Source organism: Brachyspira pilosicoli (assembly GCF_019402445.1).
In the GTDB taxonomy this organism is placed as follows: domain Bacteria; phylum Spirochaetota; class Brachyspiria; order Brachyspirales; family Brachyspiraceae; genus Brachyspira; species Brachyspira pilosicoli_B.
The window spans coordinates 1-8480 of record NZ_SRZM01000266.1 but is presented as its reverse complement, the minus strand read 5'-3'; the positions used below and the strand labels follow the sequence as shown (position 1 = coordinate 8480).

Annotated in this window: 6 protein-coding genes; 1 reads left to right on the top strand and 5 read right to left on the bottom strand. The window is 27.9% G+C overall.

Features of this window, described 5'->3' with window-relative positions; translation table 11 throughout:
• On the bottom strand, window positions 1–712 hold a 712-nt coding region (locus E6A48_RS08665; protein WP_368858897.1), incomplete at its 3' end, for a tetratricopeptide repeat protein.
• Window positions 713–911: 199 nt separating this feature from the next.
• Between E6A48_RS08665 and E6A48_RS08660 the strand changes: the two genes are divergently transcribed.
• Window positions 912–2234 carry an NfeD family protein gene (locus E6A48_RS08660; protein WP_219709746.1) on the top strand — a complete coding sequence of 441 codons (1323 nt, stop codon included), beginning with the start codon at window positions 912–914 and terminating at the stop codon, window positions 2232–2234.
• A 43-nt stretch (window positions 2235–2277) separates the two neighbouring features.
• Here E6A48_RS08660 and E6A48_RS08655 read toward each other — a convergent pair whose 3' ends face one another.
• From E6A48_RS08655 to pnuC, 4 genes are all read right to left on the bottom strand, one after another.
• Entirely contained in the window at window positions 2278–2508 is a 231-nt protein-coding gene (locus E6A48_RS08655) for a hypothetical protein (protein WP_219709744.1), read from the bottom strand.
• A gap of 163 nt (window positions 2509–2671) precedes the next feature.
• Window positions 2672–6418 carry a phosphoribosylformylglycinamidine synthase gene (locus tag E6A48_RS08650; RefSeq protein ID WP_219709743.1) on the bottom strand — a complete coding sequence of 1249 codons (3747 nt, stop codon included), beginning with the start codon at window positions 6416–6418 and terminating at the stop codon, window positions 2672–2674.
• An 85-nt stretch (window positions 6419–6503) separates the two neighbouring features.
• Window positions 6504–7517 (bottom strand): AAA family ATPase, encoded by a 1014-nt coding sequence (locus tag E6A48_RS08645; protein WP_219709741.1) that lies wholly within the window; start codon window positions 7515–7517, stop codon window positions 6504–6506.
• A gap of 18 nt (window positions 7518–7535) precedes the next feature.
• Entirely contained in the window at window positions 7536–8231 is a 696-nt protein-coding gene (gene pnuC, locus E6A48_RS08640) for a nicotinamide riboside transporter PnuC (protein ID WP_219709739.1), read from the bottom strand.
• Between the last annotated feature and the right edge of the window lie 249 nt (window positions 8232–8480).

Genomic DNA, 8480 nt, shown 5'->3' with positions numbered 1-8480 from the left:
AGTCAATAGCATCTTTATAATTTTTTAAACTAAATAATATAAGTCCTTTATAATAAAAAAATCTATAATTATTAGAATCTAATTCTATTAATTTACTAATATCATTTAATGCATTAGTATAATAATTATAATTATCATATTTTGCTAAATAACAATAAGATAAAAACCTATTATAGTATGCATTTTTGTTATATGGTTCTATAGATATGACTTTATTTAAATTATCTATGGCTTGTATATAATTTCCTAATATTGCATATGAAACTCCAAGTTCAGAATGAACTGATTTATATTTCTTATTCAATGTTTTTATGTCAGAATCTTTTATTGTTTTTTCTTCATTTTTCTTTAGTAACTCTAAATTGCTATTGAAATAATATACAGCTAATTCCAAATAGTTTTTAGAATAATTATTTTTAATAGCTAAATTACGGTATATAAGTCCAATATTAAAGTATGCCTCTTTAGCCTCACTATTATATGGTATTAAATCTATGACAATATTATAATTTTTAATGGCTTCAAAATAATATTGATAATTATTTTCCAATAAAGCTAAATTATAATAACATTTTGCTTTATGAAAAAATATATATGGTACATCATCATTATAGTTTAATAAATATTCATTACAATGTTTTAAAGCTTTTTTATATTTTTTTTGATTAATTGAACTTTCTATTTCTTTAACAATATTTTCTTTATTATCCATAATAAAATCCTAAATATTAATGAATATATTTTATAGTAAAAATAATTTGTTTTTTTGCAACTTTTTTAACGAAAAAAGTTGATAAAAACAAAATCATAAATTATCAATATAATTCTAAACACTACCAAAAAATTACTATATTCTAAAAAATATTGTTTTAATATATAATAAAATAAATAACATAAACGGACGAACAATTATGAAAAAAGTTTTTTATATAGCTATTCTTTTTACTCTTATTTTCTCAAACATATATGCAAAAGATAAAGTGTATGTTATAAAAAAATTAGAGTTTCAGGAGGTAAATAGATGGTACGCCTCATATATAAAAAATGGATTAGAAGAGGCTAAAGAGAATGATGCTTCTTTGATAATACTTGAGATTGATACACCGGGTGGGCTTTTGTCATCTGCATTAGAGATAAAAAATGCATTGATAGAAAGTGATATACCAGTGGTAGCATATATAAACAAAAATGCATTGTCTGCAGGAGCTTTGATATCTTTAAGTTGTTCAGAGATTTATATGTCTGACGGAAGTATTATAGGGGCTGCTACTCCTGTGTATCTTCAAGGCGGAGAGCCAAAGAAGGCAAGCGAAAAAGAAGTTAGTGCTATGCGTGCTGCTATGAGGGCTTCTGCTGAAAACTCTAAAAAAAATGCAAAGGCTGCTGAGGCTATGGTTGATGAAACTATTGTATTAACTAAAAGAGATGACGGAATTGATTTGGACAATAAAACACTTCTTACATTGAGTGCTGATGAGGCTGTAAAAATAAATATTGCAAATAGTAAAGCAAACTCTGTAGAAGAAATCTTAAAAATAAAAAATATTGATGATTATGAGATAATAAATTTTGAAGAAGGGCAGTATGATTTTATTTTAAGATTTTTAAGTAATCCTGCAGTGTTAAGCATATTAATATCCATTGCTATAGCTGGAATATATTTAGAGATAAAAACTCCTGGTTTTGGTGTAGGCGGTGTGGTTGCTATAGTATGTTTCTTTTTGTTTTTTACAGCACAATTTTTTATTGGCGACAGCGGATTTATTTCGCCTGCTGTGTTTGTGCTTGGTATAATATTGCTTGCTTTAGAGATTTTTGTTATACCGGGGTTTGGAGTTACAGGAATAGCTGGAATAATCGCCATATTTGCAAGCATATTTATGTCTTTTGGTATAGCTAATATATCTCAGGCTGTATTTGTAATTTTTGTTTCACTTATCATAGATATTATACTTATTATATTAATGGCAAGGTTTATGACAAAATCTAAAGTGTTTAAAAGTAAAATGTTTTTAGAAACAGATACATCAGGATATCATTCAAGTGAGTCCTATGATGATTTACTTGGGCTTGAAGGAATAGCCTATACACCTTTTAGACCTTCAGGAAATATTTTAATTGATGATAAAAAATATGATGCTATTAGTGAAGGCGAGTTTATACAAAAAGATGCCAAATTAAAAGTTATACTTGTCAATGGAAATAAGATAGTAGTAAAAGAGATAAAAGAATAATATACAGGAACTTAAAATATAATAAGCTCCTGTAATTATATTATTAAGCTAAAGTACTGAAAGCTCTTACTGAAGCTATATCTATTCTAAGTTGAAGTATATATCTTTTACCATCTCTTCCCATAGCATAAGTATATCTGCTAGAAAGAGGAGATAAGCTTTGAGCCTGTTGATTAACATTAGTAGGTTTTACTTCCACTATATTTGGCTTAGTATTAATTGAAGTAGCACTCATTTGCATAACATTATTAGAAGATATACCGCTTATAGTCATATAATTTCTCCTTAAATTAATTATAACTATAATAATTAACGGCAATATATAAAAAAGTTTAGCATTTTTTATTATGTTAATTAATATTTTTTAAAAGAACTAAATCATTAATAAATATTATAGATAACTATACTAATAGTATAATTATCTATAATATATTTTTTTACTTAAAATAATTCACGCCATTTTCAAATATGTTGTAAATATCTTTAGTAATGATATTCTTATATAAATTATCTCCGTATCTCTCACTATGCCCCATTTTGCCAAACACCTTTCCATCTTCTGAAAGTATGCCTTCTATTGCATAAGCTGAACCATTAGGATTAAATCTAAACTCATTAGTAGGTTTTGACTCAAAATTAACATACTGAGTAGCAACCTGACCTTTTTTGATTAATTCTTTTATTATCTCTTCATCAGCAAAGAATCTTCCCTCACCATGAGAAACAGGCACAACCAACTCGCTTCCTAAAGGTATGTTGTATAACCAAGGAGAATTGTTTGATACTACTTTTGTTGTTACCATTTGAGAAATATGTCTTCCTATTTTATTGAATGTAAGAGTAGGAGATTTTTCTGTAATGTTTCCTATTTTTCCATAAGGAAGAAGTCCTGATTTTATTAATGCTTGGAAACCATTACATATACCCAAAACAAGACCGTCACGTTCTAATAGTTTATGTATAGATGTTTTTATTTTTTCATTTGTAAGTATTGCAGAGATAAACTTACCAGAACCATCAGGCTCATCTGCCGCACTGAATCCTCCAGGAATCATAAATATTTGAGAGTTATCTATTTTTTTTGACATCTCTTCGATTGATTCTTTTATATATTCTGGCTTAATGTTTCTAAATACAAATATATCTGTATTTGCTCCTGCATCAGAGAAAGCTTTTTGAGTGTCATATTCACAGTTAGTACCTAAGAATGCAGATATTAAAACATTAGGCTTAGCTGTTTTGTTTTTGCATATAAATGGTGCTTCTCTTTTGTATTCAGCTAGCTTGTAAGTTTCTATATCTTCATAAGTTTTATAAGGGAATACTGTTGATAATTTTTCAAGCCATAATTTTTCTATTTCTTCTAAATCCACTACTTCACCGCATACTTTTATTTTGTATTCATCAATAGTTTTTCCTATTAAAATAGCATTTTTATAATTTAATTCTTCTTTAGTTTCCACTATAAATGAAGCAGGCATTAAATTAAAGAAATAAAGCTCATCTTTTATATCAACGCCTATTCTGTTTCCAAAAGACATTTTTGTTAAAGCTTCAGCAATACCTCCGAATTTGATAGTGTATGCTGATAATATTTTTTTGTCTTTTATGTTTTTATATATAAAGTCAAAATTTTCTTTTATTTCTGCAACATTAGGCATATAGTTTTCAAGCATATTATGCTTTATTAAATACACATAATTATCAGCAGATTTAAACTCTGGAGATATAACATCATTGCTGTCAACAGTTGACACTGCAAATGATATCAAAGTGGAAGGCACTGATATATTATTAAAAGTACCGCTCATAGAGTCTTTACCGCCTATAGCAGGTATATCAAATTCAGTTTGTGCATATATTGTGCCTAAAAGTGCAGAATAAACCTTACCCCATTTTTTATCATCATTTCCTAATTTCTCAAAATACTCTTGAAATGATAATCTTATATTTTTATAATCAGCACCAATAGAAACAAGTTTTGACATAGATTCTATTACAGAATATATTCCTCCGTGAAACTCTGACCATTTCATTATAGAAGGATTATAACCCCAAGATATAGCAGAAGCCGTATTTATTTGTTTTACATTATTGTCGAATATTGGTATTTTTTGAATGCTTACATCGCTTGGAGTCATTTGATACTTTCCGCCAAAAGGCATAAGAACAGTAGTAGCACCTATTGATGAGTCAAACATTTCTATAAGTCCCTTTTGAGAAGCGACATTTAAATTTTCTGCCATATTAAACCAATGAGAAGTTAGAGAACATGCATTCTTTGTGCTGAAAGGGTTATTTTCAAAATTAATATCTTTAAGAATAGCATTAGTTTCTTGTTTAGCTCCGTTAGTGTCTAAAAACTTACGGCTTATATCTACAATTTTTTTGCCTTTCAAATACATTACAAGTCTGTTAGTGTCTGTTATTGTTGCAACCTTTGTAGCTTCAATGTTTTCTTTGTTGGCAAGTTTTATAAAATTATCTGCATCCTTACTTTCTACAACAACAGCCATTCTCTCTTGCGATTCTGATATTGCTAGCTCAGTGCCATTTAATCCTAAATATTTTACAGGCAAAACATCAAGGTTAATGTCAATTCCGTCTGATAATTCACCAATAGCAACAGAAACTCCTCCTGCCCCGAAATCATTACATTTTTTTATTAATTTAGTAACTTCTTTATTTCTAAATAGTCTTTGAATCTTTCTTTCTTCCGGAGCATTACCTTTTTGTACTTCAGCACCGCAAAGTCTTAAAGATGTATCAGTATGGCTTTTTGATGAACCAGTAGCCCCGCCGCAACCATCTCTTCCTGTTCTTCCGCCAAGCACTATAACTATATCGCCTGCTTTTGGTTTTTCTCTACGCACATAGTCCACAGGCACAGCTCCCACAACAGCACCAACCTCAAGCCTTTTTGCTTTATATCCTTCATCATATATTTCATTAACTAAACAAGTTGTAAGCCCTATTTGGTTGCCGTAAGAAGAATATCCTGCTGCTGCAGTGGTAGTAATTTTCTTTTGAGGAAGTTTTCCTGCCAAAGTATCTTCTAATCTCTCTAATGGATTAGCACTTCCTGTAACCCTTATTGCCTGATATACATAGCTTCTTCCAGAAAGAGGGTCTCTTATAGCTCCTCCCAAACAAGTAGAAGCTCCTCCGAAAGGCTCTATCTCTGTAGGGTGATTATGAGTTTCATTTTTAAACATTAATAAATATTTTTCTGTTTTGTTTTTTCCATTCTCATCAACAGCATCAACATCTATATAAATAGAACAAGCGTTTATCTCATCGGAAATCTCTAAATCTTCAAGCTTTCCTTTTTTCTTTATGTATTTAGCAGACACTGTTGCCATGTCCATTAAATTAATATCTCTTTTGCTGTCAACATCTTCACCGTAAAGCTCTTTTCTCATGCTGTAATATTTGTTAATAGCATTTAATATCACCTCTGAAAAATTACTCTTATCATTTTCTAATTTCACATCATTAATCTTTGTCATAAATGTAGTATGCCTGCAATGGTCAGACCAATATGTATCAAGAACTTTTATCTCTGTTTCTGTTGGGTTTCTTTTCTCTTCATTTTTGAAATAATTCTGTACGAACTCTATATCTTTATAAGTCATTGCCAAATCAAGAGTATCTCTATATTTATGAAGTTCTTCTATGTTTAAATTAATAAAGTTTTCTACATCTTTAATATCATCAGCCTTTTGATGAGGTTCTATTTCTAGCTTTTTTAAATCTTTTTCTCTGCTTTCTACAGGGTTAATATAGAATTTTTTTATCTTTTCTATTGTATTATCATCTATATTTCCATCAAAAATAACTACTTTTCCGCTTACTATAGTTACTTCTTCTATATCATTATAAATAAGCTTTAAACATTGTAATGCAGAATCAGCCCTCTGATCGAATTGTCCGGGCAAATATTCTACAGCAAAATGTTTTAAACTCTCAAAATCTTTTTTTTCAACTACCCTATCTGTTGGAGGCTCTGAAAATATTACATTAATAGAATTAGTTAATTTACTTTCTTCTATATTAAAAATGTCATAAACATTAAGAAGTCTTACACTGCATTTTATTTGAAAATTATCTTTTAATTGACTTTCTAATCTTTTAGCCTCTAAATCAAAGCCTTCTTTTTTCTCTATAAAGATACGATAGTTCATTTTGAATATACCTCATTGTTATATGGAGTTTTTATATTAATAGATTATATATTATATCATTAGTTTTATAAAGATATTTTTATTATTAAAAGTGTTTTTGAAGCAAACTATCTACAATAGAAACAGCTTTTTTAAATCTTTTTTGATAATCTCCGCTTATAGAATAATATTTTATATTCATATTATTAAGTATATCTTTTATTTTATCGCTGTATTTTATTCTGTCATTTTTTATAACTTCGCTTCTGTCGCCGTCCTGAACAAAATCAACATCAGGCTCTAAAAATAATATGGCATCATATTTGTTTATATGTATAATTGCTTTTGCAAGTCTTTCATTATCAATAATATTTTCATCTTCCAAAAAATGCATGTAAAAGTTTGTAATTATTGCATCAGTATCAACAAACAATATTTTATTGCTACGCTCTATTGCTTTTATTTCATTTAATTTATGAGTAAGAAGTATCTCTGTAAAATCTTCTGAAAGCATAAGCAAATCAGTTCCAGACTTTTCTGATAATTCTCTCCCTGCCTCTTCTATATAATTGGTATTATAATAATTTGCTAAATTAATTGTGAGAGTTGACTTACCTGTGCTTTCACTACCTAATAATAGAACTTTTTTTGTATAATAAGGCTTTACTATATTAGGTAAATAATCCCAATACTTATAAACATTCTCTCTAATTTTTGAAGAGCTTATTTCATCTCTCTCTATAAATATTAACTCTGAATCTTTATAATATCTTGTATAAAAAGAATCTTTATTTTTATAATCATCTCCGCAAAATACTGCGTCAATTTTTTCACCTATAGCATTTTTTATTTTTATAGAATCCGCTTCCCATAAATCTTCAGTATATTCTTCTTTTGTGTTTGCATTATCTTCTATAAATATAATCTTCACATTTCCAATATGTTTTGTTAATTGATAAAGCCATCTGTATCTTATTTTTTTATCAATTTCATTTCTATTATTTCCAACAGCCAAAACAATATAAAGCTTTTTACATTGATTAGCCGCTTCTATTATGCATCTTACATGACCAAGATGAAGAGGATTAAAAGAACCACCATACATTCCTACATTATACATAAAGCCTCCGAATTATTTTTAGTTTATCTGATTTTTATTATTTGCTTCTCTATACCACTTAATAAACATAAACACTGCATTAACTAAATAAACACTCCACATAAGCAAAGTAGCTATATTGTCCCCCCCGCTTGCAAAATTAATATACCATATAGAAATATTTAAAATGTTTACCAATATCCACATTATCCATTGTTCGGTGCATCTTTTTACGCATAATATTTGTGCAGTTACAGCAAACACCGTACTTGCACTATCAACAAAAGGAAGTGAACCTCCTAATTTTTTTAATATAAACCCATAAATAAATATTGATATAAAAGAAAAACCAAATATTATAATTTTATATTTATTATTTAATTTTGTTTTTATTACTTCTTTATTTTCACTATTCATATTTCTACTCCATAATATAAAACCAACTATATTCATAGGTATATAGTAGAATACATTGAGCATAAACTCACCATAGTATTTTGCACTAAAAGCTATGATAGAATAAAGAATAGTATTAATCATTCCAAATACATACGAAGATAATTTTCCCTTCCCTGTAAGTATCACGCATAATATACCGCTTATTGATGAAACTATGCCAATAATATTTTCTTTCCAATATATAGAAAGCGATAATATTATACTGCATGCTATTATAATCCACGCCACTTCTATAGCCTTCCAATTTTGAAGCTCATTTTTGATAATTTTTTTCATATAAATCCTTTATAAAATAGATTTTGATTATTATATTATTATTTTATGCAAAATCAATATAAATAATTTTGTTAGTAAATAAAATGAATTTTTTATTTTTATAAAAATATATTTGCAAATATTATTATATAAATATAATATCTACTTTAGTGTTGATAATTAATATCAAAATAAGGATTTTATATGAAAATTGATATATGTTTTTCTTCTGACAATAATTATACATTATATATGGGCACTGTTATAGCT